Origin of the sequence: Roseibium algicola, from assembly GCF_001999245.1 — a bacterium.
Classification (GTDB): Bacteria; Pseudomonadota; Alphaproteobacteria; order Rhizobiales; family Stappiaceae; genus Roseibium; species Roseibium algicola.
This window is the reverse complement of sequence record NZ_CP019631.1, coordinates 207,105-228,765: the sequence shown is the minus strand read 5'-3', so window position 1 is coordinate 228,765 and position 21,661 is coordinate 207,105. Positions and strand designations below refer to the sequence as shown.

The following is a 21,661-nucleotide window of genomic DNA, read 5'->3' as shown; positions in this document are numbered from 1 at the left end:
AGGAGATCAGCCATGAAGGACACTCAAGAACAGCGCGGCGTATCCCGCCGGGATCTGTTGGGCGGATCAGCCAAGACCGCCATTGTCGCCGGAATGGGCGCAGTCGCCCTCAGCGGTGCAGACCTTGCATATGCGCAGGGACACGGACAGAAGTTCGAACTCGCACCGGGTGAACTCGACGAATATTACGGCTTCTGGTCGTCCGGCCAAAGCGGCGAGTTGCGCATTCTCGGTTTCCCGTCCATGCGCGAACTGATGCGTGTTCCGGTGTTCAACCGCTGCTCGGCAACCGGCTGGGGTCAGACCAACGAGTCCCTCAAGATCCTGACGGAAGGTCTGCTGCCGGAAACCAAGGCGTATCTCGCGGCACAGGGCAAGGTCACCTATGACAACGGCGACCTGCACCATCCGCATATGTCCTTCACCGACGGCACCTACGACGGTCGTTACATCTTCGCCAACGACAAGGCGAATACGCGCGTGGCCCGCATCGATTGCACCACGATGAAGTGCGACAAGATCATCGAGATCCCGAACGCACACGACATCCACGGCATGCGACCGCAGAAATATCCGCGCACGGGCTATGTCTTCGCAAATGGCGAGCATGAAGCCCCGCTGGTCAACGACGGCAAGATCCTGGACGATCCGTCCCAGTATTCCTGCCTGTTCACCGCCATCGACGGTGACGAGATGAAGGTCGCCTGGCAGGTGATCGTATCGGGCAACCTCGACAACTGCGACGCAGACTACCAGGGCAAATACGCCTTTTCGACCAGCTACAACTCGGAAATGGGCATGAACCTTGCCGAAATGACCGAGAGCGAACTGGATCATTGCGTCGTCTTCAACATCAAGGCGATCGAGGAAGCCGTCGCTGCGGGCAACTACCGGGAACTCAACGGTGTGCCGATCGTCGACGGCCGGAAAGAAGCCAATTCCCAGTTCACCCGCTATATCCCGGTTCCGAACAGCCCGCACGGCTGCAACGCGGCACCGGACAAGAAGCACATCGTCATCAACGGCAAGCTGTCGCCCACCTGCACGGTGATCGACGTGACCAAGGTCGACGCGCTCTTCTCTGACAATGCCGATCCACGCTCGGCCGTTGTCGCCGAGCCGCAGCTTGGCCTTGGCCCGCTCCATACGGCTTTCGACGGCAAGGGCAATGCGTTCACCACCCTGTTCCTCGACAGCCAGATCGTGAAATGGAACGTCGACAAGGCCATCCGCGCCTATGCGGGTGAAGAAGTCGATCCGATCATTTCAAAGGTCGATGTGCATTATCAGCCGGGCCACAACTCCACGTCGATGGGTGAAACCGCGGAAGCGGACGGCAAATGGCTGATCTCGATGAACAAGTTCTCCAAGGACCGGTTCCTGAACGTCGGTCCGCTGAAACCGGAGAATGAACAGCTCATCGACATTTCCACTGACGACATGAAAGTCGTTCACGATGGGCCGACGTTCGCCGAACCGCATGACAGCATCATCGTGCATGCGTCGAAGCTGAATCCGGCAACTGTCTGGGATCGCAACCATCCCTGGTTTGACGATGCCAAGAAACAGGCAGCCGCCGACGGCGTCGAGCTGGAATATGCCGCGGACGTCATCCGCGACGGCAACAAGGTGCGTGTCTACATGCACTCGGTCGCGCCGACATTCAGCCTCGAGAAGTTCACGGTAAAGCAGGGCGACGAAGTCACCATCTACGTCACCAACATCGATGATATCGATGACCTGACCCATGGCTTCTGCCTGTCCAACTATGGCATCGCCATGGAAGTTGGTCCGCAGGCGACCGCGTCGGTCACCTTTGTTGCCGAACGCCCGGGCGTCCATTGGTACTATTGCCAGTGGTTCTGCCATGCGCTGCACATGGAAATGCGCGGCCGGATGTTCGTGGAACCGAGGAACGCCTGAGCCATGCACCGCGCCTTTTTCAGATCACTGGCCTTTTCCACCGCTGCTGTGGCGAGCCTGACCGTCTGCGGTCCGCTACAGGCGGAAGAATGGCAGGTACCAGCCGAAAAGGGCGCCTTGCAGCAGGTTCTTCAACAAGCGCAGGCCGGGGACATTCTCCGGCTTGCACCCGGCAAGCATGAGGGCCCCGTGGTTCTCGACAAACCCTTGACGCTGAGTGGAGCGGGCAAGGCCGGCATTGCCGGCAACGGCACAGGTAGCGTTGTCACCATCAACGCACCGGACAGTGTCGTGGAAGGGTTGGAACTGACCGGGTCCGGCCTCTCGCAGGACACGCTGGATGCGGGCGTCAAGCTGTCCAAGACCGCGCATCGCGCCATCGTGCGTGACAACCGGATCCTCGACAACCTGACAGGTGTCGATGTTCACGGTGCGCACAACGCAACAGTTTCGAACAATCTCATCGAAGGCCGCCAGGACCTGCGCATGAACGAGCGCGGCAACGGCATCTACGTCTGGAACGCGCCTGATCTTCTGGCGGAATACAACACGATCCGCTACGGCCGCGACGGCATCTTCGTCAACACCAGTCCCAAGGACACGTTCCGCAACAACCGGTTCGAAGACCTGCGTTTTGCCGTTCACTACATGCACGGCAACAACGGTGTCATCGAGAACAACGTTTCTGAAGGCAACGACATCGGCTACGCGCTGATGTTTTCCGACCGGCTGAAGGTACGCAACAACGTCTCGATCGGCGACCGCAATCACGGCCTCATGCTCAACTACGCCAATCACGCCGAGATTTCCGGCAACCAGGTCGAAGGCGGCGGCGAGAAGTGCCTGTTCATGTACAACGCCAACAAGAACACGGTGACAGACAACAGCTTCGAAGGCTGCCCCATCGGTGTTCACTTCACCGCGGGTTCTGCGAACAACGCCTTCAAGGGCAATGCCTTCATCGCCAACAAGACCCAGGTGAAATACGTCGGCAGCCGCCAGCTTGACTGGAGCACGGACGGGCGCGGCAACTACTGGAGCGACCACCCGGCCTTCGACATGAACGGCGACGGCATTGCCGACACCGCCTACCGGCCCAACGACATGGTCGACCAGGTCCTCTGGACCCAACCTTCCGCCAAGCTTCTGGTCGGCAGTCCGGCTGTTCAGTTGCTGCGGTGGACCCAATCTCAATTTCCGGCGCTGTTGCCAGGCGGCATCGTCGATAACGCCCCACTGATGCATCCGCCGGTGCGGGCGACACCGAATTCGGGAGTTCAAGGATGACCGAAACGTCCCTTTCTGCACCGACCCTCCGCGTGGACGGCGTCTGCAAGACCTTTTCCGGGCACAAGGCCGTCGATGACGTGTCTTTTTCGCTGAACGCAGGTGAACGGGTTGCCATGCTCGGGCACAACGGCGCCGGCAAGACCACACTGTTCAAGATCGTGCTCGGGTTCCTGAAGCGCGACCATGGAGACGTCGCCGTCATGGGAGCTGCCCCCGGCAGTCACGATGCCCGTGTCGGCACGGCCTATCTGCCGGAATCGGTCGCCTTTCCCGCCTCGCTCACCGGCAAGGAAGTGCTGACCTTCTACGCGAGACTGAAAGGCGAAAGCCCGGCCAGGGCCTTGCCGCTGCTCGAAAGGGTCGGCCTGGCGGAGGCTGCAAAACGGCGGGTCGGCACCTATTCCAAGGGCATGCGTCAACGCCTTGGTCTCGCCCAGGCTCTTGTCGGGAGACCTCGGCTGATCCTGCTGGATGAGCCCACCACTGGGCTTGACCCCATTTCCCGGCAGACGGTCTATGAACTGATCGGTGAAATCGCCGGTCAGGGAACGACGGTGCTGCTGTCGTCTCACGCCCTTACCGAACTGGAGGCACGGACAGACCGGATCCTGATCCTGTCGAAAGGCCGGCTCGTTGCCGACGACATCCTGAGCCGCCTGCGTGCCCAGGCGGGGCTGCCGATCAGGCTGAAGGTCTGGACCAGGCCCGAAGATCTTGCCCATGTCTCCGAAAGCCTCGGCGGCGGGCAGATGAACGGACGTTCGGTCGAATTCAACTGCAACGCGGACGACAAGGTCAAAGCCCTTTCGGCAATCAGCGCACTCGGCAACCTGGTTGAAGATGTCGATGTGCACGCGCCGAGCCTCGATGACGTCTACCGGTATTTTTCCAGCTCCGCTGGCAAGGAGGCCTGAACCATGTTCTCCAGAATCCTCACCGTAGCAGGACAAGAGATCCGCATCGGTATCCGCAACAGGTGGATCCTGCTTGCAGCGATGATCCTCGCCGTGTTCTCGCTGGCGCTCGCCCTGCTCGGCTCGGCACCAGCCGGAACGCTCGGCGTCGACCGCCTGACCATTACCGTTGCCTCTCTGGCCAGTCTGTCGGTCTATCTCGTGCCGCTCATCGCGCTGTTGCTCGCATTCGACGCCATCTGCGGCGAGATCGAACGCGGTACTTTGCTGATGACGCTGTCCTGCCCGATCTCCCGTGTCGAATTCCTGATCGGCAAGGCCGTCGGCCACACGCTGGTTCTGGCATTCGCACTGGTTGTCGGCTACGGCCTGACCGCCGGGTTGCTTGTGGCAGCGGGTTTCGGCTCCCTCTCGGGCCTTGCGGATTTTGCGCGTCTGATTGCAACCTCGATCCTGCTCGGCGTCTGCTTTCTCGCCACGGGCTACGTTCTGAGTTCACTGACACGCCAGTCGCGCACTGCGGCGGCGGCTTCGGTTGCCGTGTGGCTTATGCTGGTCGTCCTGTATGACCTTGCGCTGCTTGGCGCGCTGGTCGCAAACCCAAGCGGTGTCTTTGCGTCCGACGTTTTCCCGTACGCCATCCTGCTCAATCCGGCCGACGCCTTCCGTCTGTTCAACCTGGCCGCCCTCGGCGCAAGCGATCTGGTGGGCGGCATGGCCGGTGTGGCGGACACGCTGCCTTTCGACCCCTTGCTCGCCCTTGGCTCCCTGGCCGCATTTGCCGGCCTGGCCATGGCCGGCTCCGCTCTTCTGATAAAAAGGATTGCGCCATGAAACGCGCGCTCATTTCGATATTCATGCTCGGGGTCCTGGCTGCCTGCCAGGAAGAGGTTCAGATTGCCAAACCCGATGCCGTTCATCTGACACCGGAGGCGGCTGGTCACTACTGCCAGATGACCGTTCTGGAACATGACGGCCCCAAGGCGCAGATCCATCTGGCAGGAAATCCCAATCCGCTCTGGTTCACACAGGTCCGCGATGCGGTTGCCTTCCTGCGTTCTCCCGAAGAGCCGAAGGATATTGCTGCCGTTTATGTCAATGACATGGAGCAGGCAGAAAGCTGGACCCAGCCGGGTACCGACAACTGGATCGATCTGGATGGGGCCTGGTTCGTCATCGGCAGCAACGTGGCAGGCGGCATGGGCGCCCCGGAAGCAATTCCCTTTGGTACGCAGGCCGGAGCGGATGCGTTCGCGCGGGACAACAAAGGCCGCGTCGTCCGCGCCGAAGACATCCCGACCGACTACGTTCTGGGGGCCGTCGATGTGTCCGCTGCCACCTCGGTCCCCATGTCTGTAAAACACGGGGCTGCGCAATGACACATGCAACCATCAATCAACCACTCATGAACCGCAGGCGTTTCCTGCGGATCTGCGCCGCCGGTGTTGCTGGCCTTGCATTGCCCGCAGGCGGAGCAATGGCAGGTGCACAGGCCCAATTGTACCGCTGGCGCGGCATTGCGCTCGGGGCTGGGGCCGAGATCGATATCCTGCATGAAAGCGCAAGCGAAGCGAAACGCCTGTTCAGCAAGGTGGAAGCGGAAATCCGCAGGCTGGAAGCGATCTTCAGTCTCTACCAACCGGACAGCGAGCTGGTCCGGCTGAATGCCAACGGACGGCTTTCGGCGCCTTCACTGGAAATGGTCGATCTGCTCGGCCTGTGCGACAGGCTACACGCCGCGACTGAAGGAGCCTTCGACCCGACCATTCAACCTTTGTGGGCCTATTATGCCAGGCAGGCGTCCGGCGACACCGGAGAAGATCTTGCAACTGCCCGCAGCCGCACAGGCTTCAGACACGTCGTTTATGGCCCGGGCGAGATCCGCTTTGCGCAAAAAGGCATGTCCATGTCCTTCAACGGCGTTGCCCAAGGCTACATCACGGACAGGGTGACGGCCCTGCTAGCCGCGAAGGGATGCACGAACATGGTGGTCGACCTCGGTGAGATCGTCACCAGAGGCGGGCCGGATGAAGAACCTGCTCTCAACGCAGGCGCTCACCGTGGCTGGCCAGTGACCTTGCAGCCAGTGGCCGAACGCGCAGAGGCGAAGACCAGGATCAGATTGACGAACGCCGCAGTCGCCAGTTCCGCGCGGCTCGGAACGACGTTCGATCAGGCTGGCCGGCGCTCCCACATCATCGATCCGCGAACCGGCCTGCCGGTTGCGGGTGCAGTAGATGGCGCCAGCGTCATAGCTCCGGCCGCAGCTCTCGCCGATGGCCTGTCCACGGCCGCATTGGTACTTGAAGAGAACCGCCTTGGCAGAGCCCTTACCGACTTTACGGCAACCAGCGCCTTCGTGGTGCGCCGCGATGGTTCGACAGGGTGGCTGAGGGCTTGAGGAACGCGTCTGTCAGCGGATTACGGCTCGCAGGGCGGTCGAGGTAACGATCGCCCAGAAGCCCGTTCTGAAGATCAATGCCACGAGAGTGCGCGTTTCATGAGGTCCACCCTGGGACACATACACAAGGAATGCACATAAAACGACCGCGGTCCCGATCAGAATCGCGATGGCCATCCAGCGAGCCCACCCTCTGGCGAACCAGAGCCCGATGCCGGTCGTTACATATGCAAAGCCCGCCAGGAAATTGAACCAAAGGACAAACGAGACGACGTTGCCAGCCAGTCTGGATAGCTGATCGCCACCACAGAGAACCGTTCCACCGCTCACGACTGTCATGACACCGAAAACAGCGGCGGCGGCACCAGCCATGCGCAGGCCAGACCCTCGACGCAGGTCCCTTTGTATCAACATGGTCTGTTTCCCGTTTACGAGGGTGTCAATCTGCCGGTGGCAGTTTTCCATCTGCTTCGTCCATCAGTCGCCGCACCCACTTTGCTGCAAGCCATGTGGCCGGGATGCCGAGTGGCAAGCTGATCCAGATCGACACGATCGGCGACAGGGCCGGTAAGCCGATGGCCTGCCCCATCAGGCTGAGCATGAAGAGATTGATGGCAACGGCAGCGGCCGTGAACGGATAAAGCACGATCGCAAGTTTGCGCACCGGCCAGCCGGTTTCGATCCGGGTCACGCCGCCAGTTCCTTCCGATTGGCGCTCTCCAGCGCGCAGGCAATGAGTTTGGGTACGAAAGGCGCCTCGATCAGCGGAGCAAGGCGCAGTCCCTCGAACCCGGCCTTGTCGAGAGCTTCCGGAATGTCCTGGGTCACATGGTGCCCGTTTCCGGCAAACAGGGGCAACAAGACCGTTCTCATGCCGCAACTTGTAGCCGTTTGTTCCAGGAAGGGTGCTTCTTCCAGGAAGCCCAGTCGAATCGGTCTTTCCGGCAACCATTCGGCAAGACCAGCGGCAAAGCGGACGGTGCTTTGCGCGGTCGACCGGCAGGTTGCCGACCCATGGGCTGCCAGCAGCAGTTCGTAGCCGGACGCATTCCAGTGAGTTCTTTCAGCCGTCATTTCCAGAAAATGCGCCGTCAACCGTGGCAACTCGGGATGAATTCCGAGGGCAGGCAGCTGCCGGGCGCCCGTCCCTTTCAGCCTGCCTGTCAGAGCGGTCTGCGTGAACCAGCCTTCGGCCATGAAAACCGGAAAAACAAGCGGTTCAGGCCCGGCAAGGCCCAGGGCCCGATCAAGAGCGCCAGGCGCGGCCAGCGTGGCCGAGCGGATGGACCAGCCGGGTAGGAATTCGCGGACCTGCTGCGCAAGTGCGCGCAAATACGCTTCACCTGCCTGCGGGTGCGACGGCTGGCCGTGCGAGACGAGGATCGCCTCAATGGCTCGTTCCTTCCGAAAAGGTGATCTTGTTCCAGACATTGTACTTCCCCGAAGGTTTTCGCATGGGCAGGCGCCGGATCTCTTCCAGCGTGCTGGCGTCATAGACAATCACTGCGCCGTCATCCTCCCAGACGGAGACAAGGGCATGGCGGCCATCTTTCGTGAATTCGACATGGGCGACCGTCGCGCCCTCGACGGGCTTCAAGGTCTTGACGATTTCCAGGCTGTCCTTGTCGATCACGTGGATCTCGTCCTTGTTCGGACCGAAGAAGACATCGGCCCAGAAATAGGGCGTGTTCTCATGACTGCGCAGGAAAAAGCCGGGACCGTCGGTCTTGATCGTCGCGATCTGCTTCCAGGTTTCGGTGTCGATGACCGACAGCTTGCCTTCTTTCAGATGCGGGGTCGCCATGACCCTGCGGCCATCCCGCTCCCAGCTGATACCGGACCCGAGATGTGGCATGCCTTCCAGCGGCAGTTCAGCAATTTCACGGCCGACATTCAGGTTGACCACGACACCGCGTGCGCCGTCGCGCGACGCTCCGACGAGATGCCGGTAGTCGTCATCGAAAAAGAAATCGTCAAGCGGTTCTGCCGTCAGGATCCGGCGGCGGGCGAAGAGACCGACGGACGAAGGCAAAGCTTCGACCATGCCTTTTTCCCGGCTGTGCACGAAGCCTTCGTAGACCGGGTCGGCTTCCGGATCGGTCGCTACTTCCCAGATTTCCGGAGCATCCTTCAAGGCAAGGATGAAGCTCTTGCGGTTGGGAGCCTGATAGACCGCCGAAACGCGACTGGCCGTACCGTCCTTGGCCGTCACATCCATCACGGTTGCGACCGAAAGGTCCTCGCTCGACAGGATCGTCAGCGTCATCGGCAGATAGTTGGCAACCGCCAGCCACTTGCCGTCATGGCTCATGGCAATGTTGCGGCTGTTGAGCCCTGCCCGCACCCGGCCGACTTCCTGAAGCGCGTAGAGATCGTATTTCTGGACCCAGCCGTCGCGCGACATGATGAAGACATAGCGCCCGTCCGGCGAGAATTTCGGCCCGCCATGGACCGCAAACGGCGTTGCGAACCTGTCGAGTGTCTCGAAGGTATCGCCGTCAAGAACACTCACGTGATGATCACCAGTTTCGACGACAAGGGTGATGTTCATCGGATCGGACTGCCAGACCGGTTTTTCGACCGGCTTATAGTCCTCGTTGATCACCTGGCTGGCGGCAATATCCGTTTCGGTCCAGTCCGGAACGTCACTCAGTGGCTCCTTCAGGAAAGCGGCCAGGGCCTCGATCTGATCGGCACCTAGAATATCGGCGAATGCCGGCATCTGCGTCGCCTTGCGGCCGTCTCGAATGACAGCATCCAGATCCGGTCCGCGCGTGCGGCCGAGGGTCTCCGGGATCAGTGCCGGTCCGACACCACCAAGACGGCCTGCTCCATGGCAGTCCTGGCAGTTGTCTGCATAGTCCTGCGCGGGGCCTGCAACCGAAAGCGAGGTCATCAGAAGGAGTGCGCTAAGCGAAGCGGTGAGCCGGATCATGGCGTTTTCCTCGGAACGGGGTCACGGCCAGGCGCTCGCCGCCAGGGCCGGCAAGCCCGATTTCGTCGTCATTGAGATAACAGGCAGGGTCTTCGGCCCAGGGATCGCCAGTCAGTTGCAGTGCGCGGATACGGGTATTGCCGCCGCACACGTCCTTGAAGGCACAGGCACCGCAGCGCCCCTTGAGCGGTCTTGGCCTTGTTCTAAGCCGGGCCAGCATGGGGTCTTCACCGGTCCAGAGTTCGGAGAACGGAACGGATTTTACGCTGCCGATGGTGTAGTCGGACCAGTAGGTATCCGGATGCACGTTGCCGAGGGTGTCGATGTTGGCGACACCGAGACCGGAGGAATTGCCTCCCCAGGCCGCAAGATGACCGCGCACTTGGGCTGCCGTTTCCGGACCAAAGATCCGCTGTACCCATTCCAGAAAGTAAACCGCGTCGGCATCATTGTTGCCGGTTACGATATCGAGTGGCCGGCCACCGCTGACACCTTGCCATGCGCGGTCCATCAGAATGTCCATTGCCCATCTGGAGCGCTTGTGCTCTGCATCTTCGCCGCGGTGCTTGTCGCCCCTGCCGGCATAGACGAGATGCGAGAGGTAAAACTTGTCGACACCTTCATCGTCGCACAGGCGCAGAAGATCCGGCAGGCTTTCGTGGTTGCCCTCGGTCAGGGTGAAGCGCAGCCCGACCTTGATGCCGCGTGACTTGCATTCGCGAACGCCCCGCAGGGCAGATTGGAAAGCTCCCTCGACGCCACGAAACCAGTCGTTCGTGGCCCCGATCCCGTCAATGGAAATGCCCACATAATCGAAACCGATCTCGGCCACTTTGTCGGCAGTCTCGCCATGCAGCCTGGTGCCGTTGGTCGACAGGGCCAGCATGCGCACAAGGCTTCTGGCGCGCCCGGCAATCTCAAAGAGGTCTTTCCGGTCCAGCGGTTCGCCCCCGGACAGGATCAGGGCGGGAATGCCGAAGTGTCCAAGATCCTCCAGGGTCGCCATGGCCTGGTCGTGGGTCAGCTCGCCCGGAAAATCGACGTCCGCCGACACGGTGTAGCAATGCCGGCATTTCAGGTTACAGCGCCGGGTCAGGTTCCAGATCACCACCGGCTTGACCGCACCGGTGCCGCGGCGTGTCCTGACAGGTGTCGGCTCCACGATCTGATGCATGTATTCCGAGAGGCGGAACATCGTTCAGCCCTCCTTGCCGCGAAGGCGCATACCGGTCTTTTTCAGGATGCGCGTTGAAAACAGGATGTCGCCGGAACGGCAGGCCTTGCCCAGCAAACTGGAAATCTCCACCCGCTTTGCAATAACTTCCTCGCGGGTTTCTCCATGAACCATGGCAAAGAGGTTGTAAGGCCAGTCGGGCAGTGCCCGCGGACGGCGGTAACAATGCGTGACGAACGGCAGGGCGCCGACCTTTTCGCCAAGACTGTCGACCACTGCGTCATCGACATCCCAGACGGTCATTCCGTTGGCTGTCATGCCGAGCCGGTAATGATTTGGGGCGGCCCCGATACGCCGGATGACACCTTGCGCCTTCAGCTGCTTCAGGCGGTCGATCAGCTCCGCTTCGCTCAGTCCCAGGCTTTCCGCAACCACGGCAAAGGGTCTGGTGACCAGAGGCAATCCGGCCTGTGTGGCTTCGACGATCGTTCGGTCCTGTGGGGTCAAGGTCATGCGTTCACCCGAAAGCCTATGAAAAACTCGCGTTCCTTCGGAAACAGCAGCACCGGCAAGCCTGTGTCGCGTTCGATTGCTTCGGCAGTTGCCGAAATTGCGGCCTGACTTTCCGTTGCCAGGACGAACCACATGTTGAGCTTGTGGTCCCGTTCATAGTTATGGGCGACTTCGGGGTAGGCATTGACTTTGGTTAAGACGTCTTCGAAACGCGCTGGCGGTACCGCCATGGCGCAAAGGCAAAAGGCACCGCCAAGGGCTTCCGCATCGAAGAAGGGTCCGAACCGTGTCAGCAGGCCGTCGTCGCGCAAGGTCCGGATGTGCCCGGCAACCTCTTCTTCACTCAGGCCCAGTTCCTGCGCCAATTCCTGAAAGGGATGCGGAACCAGCGGCAGATCGTCCTGCAGACGATTGATCAAGGTCCGCTCAAGAGGAGACAGTTTCCGGGTCATGCCGCAACTCCCTGACGAGAGATCAGCGCCCCGGTCTGCTTGAAGCAACGGGTGGAAAAGAGAACGTCGTGTCTGACGCCCGCCACTTCCGGCAGGCGCGATGCCTGAATGAGAACATCCAGTGCCTGCGACCGGCTCCGGCCGTGAATCATGCAGTAAAGCCGATAGGGCCACACGCCTGCCACGGGCCTGCGTTCGTAACACAGGGTCACCCCCGGATGCGCAGCAAGCGCCGGGCCCGCCGAGGCGATCCTTTCCGGTTCGATATCCCAGACAACCATGGCATTCGCGCGCCAACCAAGGGCGCGATGACGTACAATCACGCCGAAGCGGGAAATGATACCGGCTTCAAGCAGCCTTCCAATCCGTTCCAGAACGTCCTCTTCTGTTCGGCCGAGGTGTTCTGCGATACGCAGGTAGGGACGCTGTATGATCGGTAGTCCTGTGGTCAGAGCCTGCAGGAGGTCATCGTCTCCCTCCTGCAGTCGCTCCAACCGGACCGGCCGGGGCACTGGTGGCCGGCCCAGGCCGCCGTTCAAGCTGAAGCCTAGGTCTATATTGAACGGACGGATGATCGGGAGATCCAGTACGGCAAGCTGCGTCTGGTCCCGGATGGTGTCCAGAACCCCGTTGACATGCTCCCGGTCCGGGCCGGTAGCAACGAACCAGAGGTTCCGGTAATTCTCCCGTAAATAGGAATGATTAATACCCGGCTGAGCACCGACGATCCCGGCAACGGCCTCGATGCGATCGTGTGGCACCGACATGGCCGCCAATGTGCTTGCCGAAACCGTGTTGGGTGCACAGGTGGCACCAACGCGGGTGATCCGGCCGTTCGCAGCCATATCCTGCAGCCGCCCGATAACGTCACCTTCGGAGCAGTTCGTTCCCGCTGCAATGATCTCGAAAGGTCTCGGCACCAACGGGAAGTCCCGTTGCCAGTTGTCGAGCAGGGTCAGGTCAATGGGATCGATGAGGCTTGTCATGGCTCACAACCCCGTCCTGTGTGCCCGGGCTGTAAAGAAGATGCCGGATGGGCTTTCGGCGTCGATTTCGCCTGTCTTCTCGAAGGTCCGGGTGTCGTAGATCATGACCTTGCCGGCATCGCGCACGGAAACCCAGACCTCGTTACCGCGTGGCGTGAATTCCATGTGCAGTACGGCAGGGCCGGGTTTGAATTCGTGAACGACCTGCTTTGTGACCGTATCGATCACCTGGATGGTGTCATTGAGCGGATGTGCGAAGTTTACCCAGACCTGGCGGCCATCAGGCCGCGCCATGGCAAAGACCGGCTGACCATGGGTACTGGTGCGTCCGGTTTCGGCGAGCGTTTCACCATCGACCCACAGAACCTCGTGGTGCCCGACGGCAGGCAGGACAAACTCCTGGCCGGCACGTGCCCAACCTTCCAGATGGGGCATCTTGTAGACCGGCAACTCCGCTTCCCCGCGGCCATATCCGGGCAAAACGCGAATTGGTTCGGGATTTTCCTGCCACAGGTCGAGCGCGGTCAATCCGTCTTCGCCAAACAGGCCTGTGATGTAGAGACGGCCGTCACCGGTGATCAGGGCGTCATAGGGGTTGGTGCCCATGCCGGTAATTCTGGTGATCTTCGGCTCCTCCGAATTGAGGTCCGCGATCCAGGTTTCGCCTGCATCCCACAAAGTGAAGACAAAGCGTTTGCCGGGCGCATCGACAAGACCGATTGTCTTCGACCCGGTCGGAATATCTGCAACCATCTCCAGCGTCTGAGCGTCGAAGATACGCACACCGCCAGGCTCATAGTTGGAAACCGCGACCAGTGAGCCGTCGTCCGAGATGGCTCCGCCGATGGCGTTTCCGGATTGAATCACCCGCTTGGCTACCCGTTTCTCGACAAGGTCGACCTTGGAAAGGCCGCCATCGCGGCCGAAGACATAGGCGAAACGTTCGTCCGGTGAATAGACCAGGCTTGCATGGGAAAGGTCGCCAAGCCCTTCTATCCGTGCCAGGGATGCACGGTCGGACTGATCGACCAGCAACAGAGACCCGCTCGCCCGTTCAACCACAAGACCGAGATCGCCGGTGGCAACGACCGACTGCGCCTGGACAGTGCCGGTCAAGATGGCTGCCAGAACGGCTCCATATAGCCACTTCATTTCGTGTCTCCCTTCAAAAGATATTCGGCAATTTTCCTCGCGTCGGCCTCGCTCAGGATCGGACGCCAGGGAGGCATTGCCGTTTTCGGGATGCCGTCCAGAACCACCGTGGACAGGGTGTCGATGTCGTAATGACCGAGGGCATCCGGCCGGATGTCCGGTCCAAGGCCACCTTTCAGTGTCATGCCGTGACACGAGCCGCAGTCCTGTCGCACCAGGTTGACCAATGCCGCAGGCGCTTCCTGTTCCTCGGCAAGCGCGAGGCTTGTGATGGCCAGAAGACAAAAGGCAATGGTGAGCAGCGTCTTAAGCATGGACCAGCCTTCCGGCTGTGCCGCTGTCCACGGCACTGAGCATGGCGTCAAAGGTTGTTGCCGGCCATTCGGCACTCAGGGTCACGACCTTGCCAACAACAAACAGCACAGGTGCCTTGAACCTGGCGTCGCGGATATCGATCGCGATCCTGTCGAGTTCGGAATAGAGCCTGGTTTCACGCGGTGTCGTCGCGTTGGCGATGGCAAGTACAGGGGTTGTCCCGCTCAGTCCTTCGGCAATCAGGCGCAGGGCAATCTGCCCGATGTTGGCAACCCCCATGTAGACGACGAGCGTGGTGTCCTCGCAGGCGAGACTTTTCCAATCGAGGTCGAGAACGCCGTTTGCCTGCCGGTGTCCAGTCACATAGCGGACGCCAGTTGCCAGACCACGATGGGTGAGCGGCACACCTGTTACGCAGGCAGCCCCCTGGGCAGCGGTAATGCCGGGCGCATATTCGACCGCGATGCCGCGTGACAAAAGATGTTCGGCTTCTTCCGAACCGCGACCGAAGATCAGTGGATCGCCGCCTTTCAGGCGGGCGACGGTCAAGCCTTCCAGCGCCAGTTCTTCAAGGATCTCGTTGATCCTCTCCTGAGGAACGGGATGATTGTCGGGCGATTTTCCAACAGGCACCTGCAGCGCACCGGACGGAGCCAACGACAGGATTTCAGGTGAAACCAGACGATCGAAAACGACCGCATCCGCTTCCTGGAGCATTCGCAGGGCCTTGAGCGTCAGAAGCTCCGGGTCTCCGGGTCCCGCACCGATCAGATAGACCTTCCCTGACTGTTTCATCGTTTGCTCCTGCAGGCGGCATGGAAGAAAGAAACGGGAGAGGCGGAATTCCGCCTCTCCCGGCGGGACGTCAGTAGACGTCGGCGCGCGTGTTGAAGACGTTGAACTTGCCGGTCGGAGTGATCAGCCGTTCGTCCTTGATGACGTGCTTCAGCTCGAGCGTCTTGTCGTCAACGACGACGATCGCGCTTTCCTTGTCCTTGGCGTTCCAGACGGAGAACCAGATTTCCTCGCCCGCCTGGTCGAACTCACCCTGAACGACACGCGGCTGGCCTTCGCCGACATCCGCCCATTCGACAATCGGCAGAACCTTGTATTCAGGTTCTTCCTGGGTCAGGTCGTCGACGTTGAACACAGCGATCGCGCCCGAGACTTCCGCGTCCGGGTTCAAGGGTGCATCCACGTAGAGATGGTTCGACTTCGGATGGGACTTGACGAAGAGCGAGCCCCCACCGAGACCATAGAGGGTCTGCACGACCTTCCAGGCACTGTCCGGATGGCCTTCCGGATCCGTCCCGATCAGGGCGACGGTTTCGTCGCCGAGGTGCGAAGTCACCCAGACCGGTCCGTATTTCGGATGGATCAGGTTGGCACCACGCCCCGGATGAGGTGTCTGACCACCCGTTTCAAGCAAGGCAGTCAGCTTGCCTTCCTTGGTGTCGACGACCGCGACCTTGCCGCGGGCATTGGCAGCCACGAGGAAGTAACGCTTGGTGCTGTCGAACCCGCCATCATGCAGGAAGCGTTCGGCTTCGATCTCGGTCGTCTTCAGGTTCTTGATGTCCGAGTAGTCGACCAGCAGGATCTTGCCGGTTTCCTTCACGTTGACGATGAATTCCGGATTGTAGTGCGATGCCACGATGGAGGCGACGCGCGGCTCGGGATGATAGGTCTGGTCGTCGTAGACCATGCCACGGGTCGACTTGATCTTGAGCGGCTCCAGCGTGTCGCCATCCATGATCACATATTGCGGCGGCCAGTAAGAACCGGCGATCGCATACTTGTCTTCCCATCCCTTCATTTTCGATGTTTCGATGGAGCGGGCTTCGGTGCCGACCTTGATCTGCGCCACTGTTGCCGGTTCTTCCATCCAAAGGTCGATCATGTTCACAAGCGCATCGCGCCCGATCACGTAAAGATAGCGGCCGGAGGCGGAAATACGCGAAATGTGAACCGCGTAACCGGTGTTGATCACCGCATGGATGGCATAGGTTTCACCGTCGATCAGGGCGACCTGGCCACTGTCGCGCAGGGTGACCGAGAAGAGGTTGTCGATGTCGATATCGTTCAACTTTTCTTTCGGGCGGTCTTCCGGTGCAACCAGCACCTTCCAGCTCTTGCGCATTTCGTCCATGCCGAACTCTGGCGGTGACGCCGGTTCCAGCAGGATATAACGCGCCATCATGTCGACCTGTTCCTCGGTCAATTCACCCGAGGTCCCCCAGTTCGGCATGCCGGCGGGCGATCCGTAGGTGATGAAGTCGCGCAGATACTCGTAGCCGTTTTCTCGGGTGATATCCGTGGTCAGCGGCTTGCCGGTCGCGCCCTTGCGCAGCACGCCGTGGCAACCGGCGCAGCGTTCGAAATAGATCTGGTTTGCATTCTGATATTCTTCAGGCGTCATCACGGGATCGCCTTCCTTGCGCCCCGGAATCTCGACCTTCAGCTGGCCGAGAGTTGACATGCTAGGCTCATAGGCAGCTGAAGGACCACTGCCGTGGTCCGCCGGCTTGTCTTGGGCAGAAACGCCGACTGCCGACAATCCGAGTGTGAAAGCCACACTCATCAGCAGCGCATTTCTCCGAATGGCTCGTGTCGAGATCATGATTAGTCTCCGTTCGACTGGTGAGGCAATCGGACGGTGCGCGCAGGCAGGGTCTGCTTCCTTGACTTTCGTTAACTTGAAATTTTCAGGCAGGTTTGTTCAGCCATGTCCGGCGGGAAAACCGGCAAGACACGACCATCCTAAGCATTTGTCTTTATTGATATAATTACGAGTTCGCCGCCCGCAAAACGACACAATTGTCGCAGGGGAGCATGCACTTCACGGCAATATCGGCGAACGCGTCGATCCCATTGCAATGAATTTCACTGTCTTCGGCACCGCTTTCCGGTCCACTTGACTTTGGTTAAGGAAATGCGGCTGCGCGCTGGCACCCTCCCGGCAGGATCAACTCCGGGGAAAGGAGCGCGCTATGCGCGAAGTCATGACCAAAAGCATGGCCCGAAACATATTCTATGGCGGGTCGCTTTTTTTCATCATCATCTTTGTGGGGCTGTCGGCGCACAGCCACCTTTACATCACCAGCACATCGACGAATGCGGAAACGCTGACCGAAAGCGTTGCCGCAGGCAAACGGGTCTGGGAGGACAAGGCCTGCATCAACTGTCACACGATCCTCGGCGAGGGTGCGTATTTCGCCCCCGAAGTCGGCAACGTGATGACCCGTTGGGGTGTGCTGGACGATCCTGACCTGGCATTCGAGACCCTCAAGGGCTGGATGGAATCCCAGCCTTCCGGCATCGAAGGCCGCCGACAGATGCCGCAGTTCCACCTGACGGACGAAGAGATCCGAGATCTCTCGAACTTCCTGATCTGGACAGACAAGATCGACGCCCAGGACTGGCCGCCGAACGACGCCGGCTGATTTTGAACGCTGAGGAAACCCAAGATGAAATACCAATCTCAAAAGGTTGCGCTGGCGTATTTCGCCGTGGCGCTCGGCCTGTTCGCCGTCCAGGTTCTGGGCGGGTTGCTCGCCGGCTACATCTATGTGGCGCCGAACTTTCTGTCGGAGCTGCTTCCCTTCAACATCGTGCGGATGCTGCACACAAACAGCCTGATCGTCTGGCTGCTGCTCGGCTTCATGGGCTCCGCCTACTTCCTGATCCCGGAAGAAGCGGAACGGGAAATCCATTCCACCAAGCTGGCCTATCTGCAGCTTATCATTCTGGTGGTCGGCACATTGGGTGTGGTTCTCACCTATGTCTTCAACCTGTTTGAAGGCAACTGGCTGCTGGGCAAGGAAGGCCGCGAGTTCATCGAACAGCCCAAATGGGTCAAGGTGGGCATCGTTGTTGCCGCCCTCATCTTCCTGTTCAACATCACCATGACAGTGCTGAAGGGCAAGAAGACCGCGATCACCAACATCCTGCTTCTGGGCCTGTGGGGCCTGGCGCTCCTGTTCCTGTTCAGCTTCTACAATCCAAGCAACCTCTCGCTCGACAAGCAGTACTGGTGGAACGTCGTGCACCTGTGGGTGGAAGGTGTCTGGGAACTGATCATGGCCTCGGTCCTCGCCTACCTGATGCTGAAGCTGACCGGCGTCGACCGCGAAGTCATCGAGAAATGGCTCTACGTCATCGTTGCCGCCGCACTGTTCTCCGGCATCCTGGGCACCGGCCACCATTACTACTGGATCGGAACACCCGGATACTGGCAGTGGATCGGCTCGATCTTCTCCTCGCTGGAGGTGATCCCCTTCTTCGCCATGATGGCCTTTGCCTTCGTGATGGTCTGGAAGGGCCGGCGGGACCACCCCAACAAGGCTGCGCTGCTGTGGTCGCTCGGTTGCGCAACGCTCGCCTTCTTCGGTGCCGGTGTCTGGGGCTTCCTGCACACCCTGCATGGCGTGAACTACTACACCCACGGCACGCAGATCACCGCTGCCCACGGACACCTGGCCTTCTTCGGTGCCTATGTTTCCCTGAACCTGGCGATCATCACCTACGCCATGCCGCTTCTGCGCGGCCGGGATCCCTACAACCAGGTGCTCAACATGGCGTCCTTCTGGCTGATGGCCGGTGGCATGTCCTTCATGACCTTCGTGCTGACGTTCGCCGGAACGGTGCAAACCCACCTGCAGCGTGTCATGGGCGAATACTACATGGACGTTCAGGACCAGCTGGCCGTGTTCTACTGGATGCGCTTCGGGGCCGGTGCTGCCTTCGTCCTCGGCGCCATCCTGTTCATCTACGCAGTTGCAATGCCACGCCGCGAAGTCATCCAGCCCGGTGAAGCAGCCGGCGCCCCTGCGGAGTGATGGATATGGACGCTACAGTCTCCATGGAAAAGGGGGCGGCATCTGCCCCCTTCTACCTCTCGCAAGGCGACGAATGCGATGTCTTCGAAGCCGCGCACCGGAACGGCCTGCCGGTTCTGCTGAAAGGGCCGACCGGCTGCGGCAAGACCCGGTTCGTCGCCCATATGGCAGCAAGGCTCGGCCGCAAGCTCTACACGGTCGCCTGTCATGACGACCTTGCCGCCGCCGATCTGATCGGCCGGTATCTTCTCAAGGGCGGCGAGACGGTCTGGGTGGACGGACCGCTGACACGGGCCGTCAGGGAAGGCGCAATCTGCTATCTCGACGAGGTTGTGGAAGCGCGCAAGGATGTGACGGTCGTCCTTCATCCCCTCACGGATGATCGCAGGACCCTGCCGATCGACAGAACCGGAGAAGAGCTGATGGCCGCACCCGGCTTCATGCTCGTCGCATCCTACAACCCCGGTTACCAGAACATCCTGAAGACCCTGAAACCATCCACCCGCCAGCGGTTCCTGTCACTTGAATTCGATTTCCCGCCGGCGGATCTGGAAACGGAAGTGGTTTGCGAGGAAAGCGGCCTTGATCACGGCCGGACCGCCTCGCTGGTACGTCTGGCCGGGAAACTCAGGGCGCTGAAAGGCCAGGATCTCGAAGAAGGCGTGTCGACCCGTCTGGTCGTCTATGCGGCAACGCTGATTGCCCAGGGCATGCCTGTCGGACGGGCGATCGAAGCTGCAATGATCGAACCGCTGACCGATGATGAAGACGTGAAACGCGGGCTCCTTGATCTTGTCACGGCCGTGTTTGGGTGAGGCCAGACCGATGGGCAAGATCGACATCGAGCCATGGGAACCCGAGGAAACTGTCGGGAAACTGTGGCACGCGTTTGCAAGCCGCCTGGGTGCACCCGAGGTGCATCATGGAGCCGCGGTCGGCCTCGATGAGGTCGGCGGGCGGCTTGCTGTCCTTTTCCGGGGATTGGGCGGAGCTCACAGTGTCGAGCTCCGTCCGGTCGCCCAGGAGGTTTCCCGCCATCGCCTCGGATTTCTGAGGCGGCTCGGCACGGAAGCCGAAACCGTGACACGGACCAGCTTCGACGGCGAAATCCTGAGATTGCCGGCCAGTCTTGCGGTGTTCCCACTGCGGGAGGCAAATGCAGCGCTCTATGTCTGGCTGACGGCACTTGCGGCCCATGCACCAACCCATATCGGCGAAACGGATCCGCTCCGCGCCGATCTTCAAGCGCTCAGGGCGATTTCCGCGATGGTTCGAGACACGCTCGAACACGCTCCCGGCTTGCGGAATCTTTACAGCGCACTCTGCCAGCAGGTGCTGGCAGCAAGACCTCAGGCCCCGCTGCCAGACATGGAAGCAAGGGTCGACAGGCTTGTGCGTCAAATGCTGGGAGACCCCGCACTTCCTCCCCGCGATGTCCTGGAACTTCAGGAGCGGGTTGACCGGAATTCGTTCGAGGAAATAACTGCCCCGCGCGGGTACCGCCCTTTCCGGCCTGTGCCGCTTTGGCCGGATCTCAGGGAGGTCGTGTTTTCAGCGGGAGACGAAGTCGACAGCCGCGAGACAGACGGCCCACCCGAGGAAGCAACCGGCAAGACCGTGCGCGCCCGCAGACGCAAGGCAGATCAGGCGGAACGCAGGGACAGCCTGATCCTGCACAAGTTTGAAGCCATTCTGAGTTGGGCGGAGTTTCTCAATCTCAATCGGCGTGTCGATGACGACGACCACGACAGCGCCAAGAAAGCGGCAGACGATCAGGACGAGATCGGCCTTGGGCAAATCTCCAAGGCACCGGCAACCCGTCTGAAGCTGCATCTTGATCTCGCCCCGGAGGATGTGGACCGCGAAAGACTGTCCGGACGGCATCTCTACCCGGAATGGGACACGCGCAGCGGCCGCTATCTGGCAGACCACGTCTGCGTTTTGACCAGCACCGCGGAAGCGGATCCTGAAAAGGGATCTGCCGGCATGGATGAGAAGGCCAAACGGCGCATCCGCTCGGTGAAGAAGCAGTTCGAGGCCCTCCGCCCGGGCCGGGTGACAACACGTGGACACCTGGAAGGCGACGGACTGGATCTTGATGCAGCCGTGCGCTCTGAAGCCGAACGGATTGCAGGCGGCACCGGCTCGGAACGAATCTGGCTGCAGACCCGTCCGGAAGCGCGTGATCTCGCGGTTTCCATCCTGCTCGACGTTTCCCGCTCGACCGAGAGCGCCGTCACCGGACGCGCCGTGATCGATATCGAACGGGAAGCCCTGACAGCTTTGGCCTTGGGTCTGAACGCCTGCGGCGATGATTTCGCCATCACTGCGTTTTCATCCCTGAAACGGCAGCGGGTGTACCTGCAGTCCTGCAAGGGGTTCCATGAACCGATGAGTGCCCTTGTCGAACAGAGGATCGGAACGCTGCGTCCCGGCTTCTACACCCGTCTGGGCGCAGCCATTCGTCATGTATCCGCCGATCTGGCAGCGCAGTCGCGCAAGCGCAAGCTTCTTCTGGTGATCACGGACGGCAAGCCGAACGATCTCGATCACTACGAGGGGCGGCACGGCATCGAAGACACCAGGATGGCAGTTCGGGAAGCCCGGCGGGCAGGCCAATCCGTCTTTGGCGTCACCATCGACAAGTCGGCCAAGTCCTGGTTTCCGCGGTTGTTTGGTCAAGGCGGCTTTGCCGTTATCCCGCATCCCGATCGGCTGACACAGGCCTTGCCGCAGATCTACCGCCAGATTGTCGGAGGCTAGAGCCG

22 protein-coding genes are annotated in these 21,661 nt (G+C 60.6%); 10 read left to right on the top strand and 12 right to left on the bottom strand.

The window, feature by feature from the left end; translation table 11 throughout:
* Nucleotides 1-12 precede the first annotated feature (12 nt).
* From nosZ to B0E33_RS29330, 6 genes are read left to right on the top strand one after another with little or no spacing between them, the layout of a single operon-like run.
* On the top strand, nt 13-1,923 hold the full coding sequence (gene nosZ / locus B0E33_RS29355; protein WP_077294238.1) for a TAT-dependent nitrous-oxide reductase: 1,911 nt from the start codon (nt 13-15) through the stop codon (nt 1,921-1,923).
* Nucleotides 1,924-1,926: 3 nt separating this feature from the next.
* Nucleotides 1,927-3,210, top strand: coding sequence for a nitrous oxide reductase family maturation protein NosD (locus B0E33_RS29350; RefSeq protein WP_206051480.1), 1,284 nt, complete (start codon nt 1,927-1,929; stop codon nt 3,208-3,210).
* A complete protein-coding gene (locus B0E33_RS29345; protein WP_077294235.1) occupies nt 3,207-4,127 on the top strand; it encodes an ABC transporter ATP-binding protein in 921 nt (306 codons plus the stop codon). The genes B0E33_RS29350 and B0E33_RS29345 overlap by 4 nt, the downstream gene beginning before the upstream one ends.
* Nucleotides 4,128-4,130: 3 nt before the next feature.
* Complete coding sequence (locus B0E33_RS29340) at nt 4,131-4,961, top strand: ABC transporter permease (RefSeq protein ID WP_075281792.1); 831 nt, start codon at nt 4,131-4,133, stop codon at nt 4,959-4,961.
* Entirely contained in the window at nt 4,958-5,506 is a 549-nt protein-coding gene (locus B0E33_RS29335; RefSeq protein WP_077294231.1) for a nitrous oxide reductase accessory protein NosL, read from the top strand. The genes B0E33_RS29340 and B0E33_RS29335 overlap by 4 nt, the downstream gene beginning before the upstream one ends.
* Complete coding sequence (locus tag B0E33_RS29330) at nt 5,503-6,528, top strand: FAD:protein FMN transferase (RefSeq protein WP_228148149.1); 1,026 nt, start codon at nt 5,503-5,505, stop codon at nt 6,526-6,528. The genes B0E33_RS29335 and B0E33_RS29330 overlap by 4 nt, the downstream gene beginning before the upstream one ends.
* A 12-nt stretch (nt 6,529-6,540) precedes the next feature.
* Here the strand turns inward: B0E33_RS29330 and B0E33_RS29325 are convergent, their stop codons facing one another.
* The 12 genes from B0E33_RS29325 to B0E33_RS29270 all read right to left on the bottom strand — a co-directional run bounded on the left by B0E33_RS29325 (nt 6,541) and on the right by B0E33_RS29270 (nt 16,636).
* Nucleotides 6,541-6,942 (bottom strand): hypothetical protein, encoded by a 402-nt coding sequence (locus B0E33_RS29325; RefSeq protein ID WP_228148148.1) that lies wholly within the window; start codon nt 6,940-6,942, stop codon nt 6,541-6,543.
* Nucleotides 6,943-6,967: 25 nt separating this feature from the next.
* Entirely contained in the window at nt 6,968-7,219 is a 252-nt protein-coding gene (locus tag B0E33_RS29320) for a hypothetical protein (protein ID WP_023001466.1), read from the bottom strand.
* Nucleotides 7,216-7,959 (bottom strand): sirohydrochlorin chelatase, encoded by a 744-nt coding sequence (locus B0E33_RS29315; protein WP_023001467.1) that lies wholly within the window; start codon nt 7,957-7,959, stop codon nt 7,216-7,218. Before B0E33_RS29315 ends, B0E33_RS29320 begins: the two co-directional genes overlap by 4 nt.
* Nucleotides 7,916-9,463 (bottom strand): nitrite reductase, encoded by a 1,548-nt coding sequence (locus B0E33_RS29310; protein ID WP_077294219.1) that lies wholly within the window; start codon nt 9,461-9,463, stop codon nt 7,916-7,918. Before B0E33_RS29310 ends, B0E33_RS29315 begins: the two co-directional genes overlap by 44 nt.
* On the bottom strand, nt 9,438-10,658 hold the full coding sequence (nirJ, locus tag B0E33_RS29305; protein ID WP_077294216.1) for a heme d1 biosynthesis radical SAM protein NirJ: 1,221 nt from the start codon (nt 10,656-10,658) through the stop codon (nt 9,438-9,440). The genes B0E33_RS29310 and nirJ overlap by 26 nt, the downstream gene beginning before the upstream one ends.
* Nucleotides 10,659-10,661: 3 nt before the next feature.
* Nucleotides 10,662-11,150: a siroheme decarboxylase subunit beta gene (gene ahbB / locus B0E33_RS29300; protein WP_077294213.1), complete on the bottom strand. Its 489-nt coding sequence runs from the start codon at nt 11,148-11,150 to the stop codon at nt 10,662-10,664.
* A complete protein-coding gene (locus B0E33_RS29295) occupies nt 11,147-11,602 on the bottom strand; it encodes an Lrp/AsnC family transcriptional regulator (protein WP_077294210.1) in 456 nt (151 codons plus the stop codon). Before B0E33_RS29295 ends, ahbB (B0E33_RS29300) begins: the two co-directional genes overlap by 4 nt.
* Nucleotides 11,599-12,588, bottom strand: coding sequence for a siroheme decarboxylase subunit beta (ahbB, locus tag B0E33_RS29290; RefSeq protein ID WP_077294207.1), 990 nt, complete (start codon nt 12,586-12,588; stop codon nt 11,599-11,601). Before ahbB (B0E33_RS29290) ends, B0E33_RS29295 begins: the two co-directional genes overlap by 4 nt.
* Nucleotides 12,589-12,591: 3 nt before the next feature.
* On the bottom strand, nt 12,592-13,740 hold the full coding sequence (locus B0E33_RS29285) for a cytochrome D1 domain-containing protein (RefSeq protein ID WP_077294204.1): 1,149 nt from the start codon (nt 13,738-13,740) through the stop codon (nt 12,592-12,594).
* Nucleotides 13,737-14,054: a c-type cytochrome gene (locus tag B0E33_RS29280; RefSeq protein ID WP_077294201.1), complete on the bottom strand. Its 318-nt coding sequence runs from the start codon at nt 14,052-14,054 to the stop codon at nt 13,737-13,739. The genes B0E33_RS29285 and B0E33_RS29280 overlap by 4 nt, the downstream gene beginning before the upstream one ends.
* Complete coding sequence (gene cobA, locus B0E33_RS29275) at nt 14,047-14,850, bottom strand: uroporphyrinogen-III C-methyltransferase (RefSeq protein WP_077294198.1); 804 nt, start codon at nt 14,848-14,850, stop codon at nt 14,047-14,049. The genes B0E33_RS29280 and cobA overlap by 8 nt, the downstream gene beginning before the upstream one ends.
* A 70-nt stretch (nt 14,851-14,920) precedes the next feature.
* Nucleotides 14,921-16,636, bottom strand: a complete 1,716-nt coding sequence (locus B0E33_RS29270) for a nitrite reductase (RefSeq protein ID WP_023001476.1) — start codon at nt 16,634-16,636, stop codon at nt 14,921-14,923.
* 409 nt (nt 16,637-17,045) lie between these two features.
* Here B0E33_RS29270 and B0E33_RS29265 point away from each other — a divergent pair, with 409 nt between their 5' ends.
* The 4 genes from B0E33_RS29265 to B0E33_RS29250 are packed head-to-tail and all read left to right on the top strand — an operon-like array spanning nt 17,046 to nt 21,656.
* Nucleotides 17,046-17,498, top strand: coding sequence for a c-type cytochrome (locus B0E33_RS29265; RefSeq protein ID WP_023001477.1), 453 nt, complete (start codon nt 17,046-17,048; stop codon nt 17,496-17,498).
* Nucleotides 17,499-17,522: 24 nt separating this feature from the next.
* Nucleotides 17,523-18,893, top strand: a complete 1,371-nt coding sequence (locus B0E33_RS29260) for a cbb3-type cytochrome c oxidase subunit I (protein WP_075281799.1) — start codon at nt 17,523-17,525, stop codon at nt 18,891-18,893.
* Nucleotides 18,893-19,708, top strand: a complete 816-nt coding sequence (locus tag B0E33_RS29255) for a CbbQ/NirQ/NorQ/GpvN family protein (protein WP_077294195.1) — start codon at nt 18,893-18,895, stop codon at nt 19,706-19,708. Before B0E33_RS29260 ends, B0E33_RS29255 begins: the two co-directional genes overlap by 1 nt.
* Before the next feature lie 10 nt (nt 19,709-19,718).
* On the top strand, nt 19,719-21,656 hold the full coding sequence (locus tag B0E33_RS29250; protein ID WP_077294192.1) for a nitric oxide reductase activation protein NorD: 1,938 nt from the start codon (nt 19,719-19,721) through the stop codon (nt 21,654-21,656).
* Nucleotides 21,657-21,661: the final 5 nt, after the last annotated feature.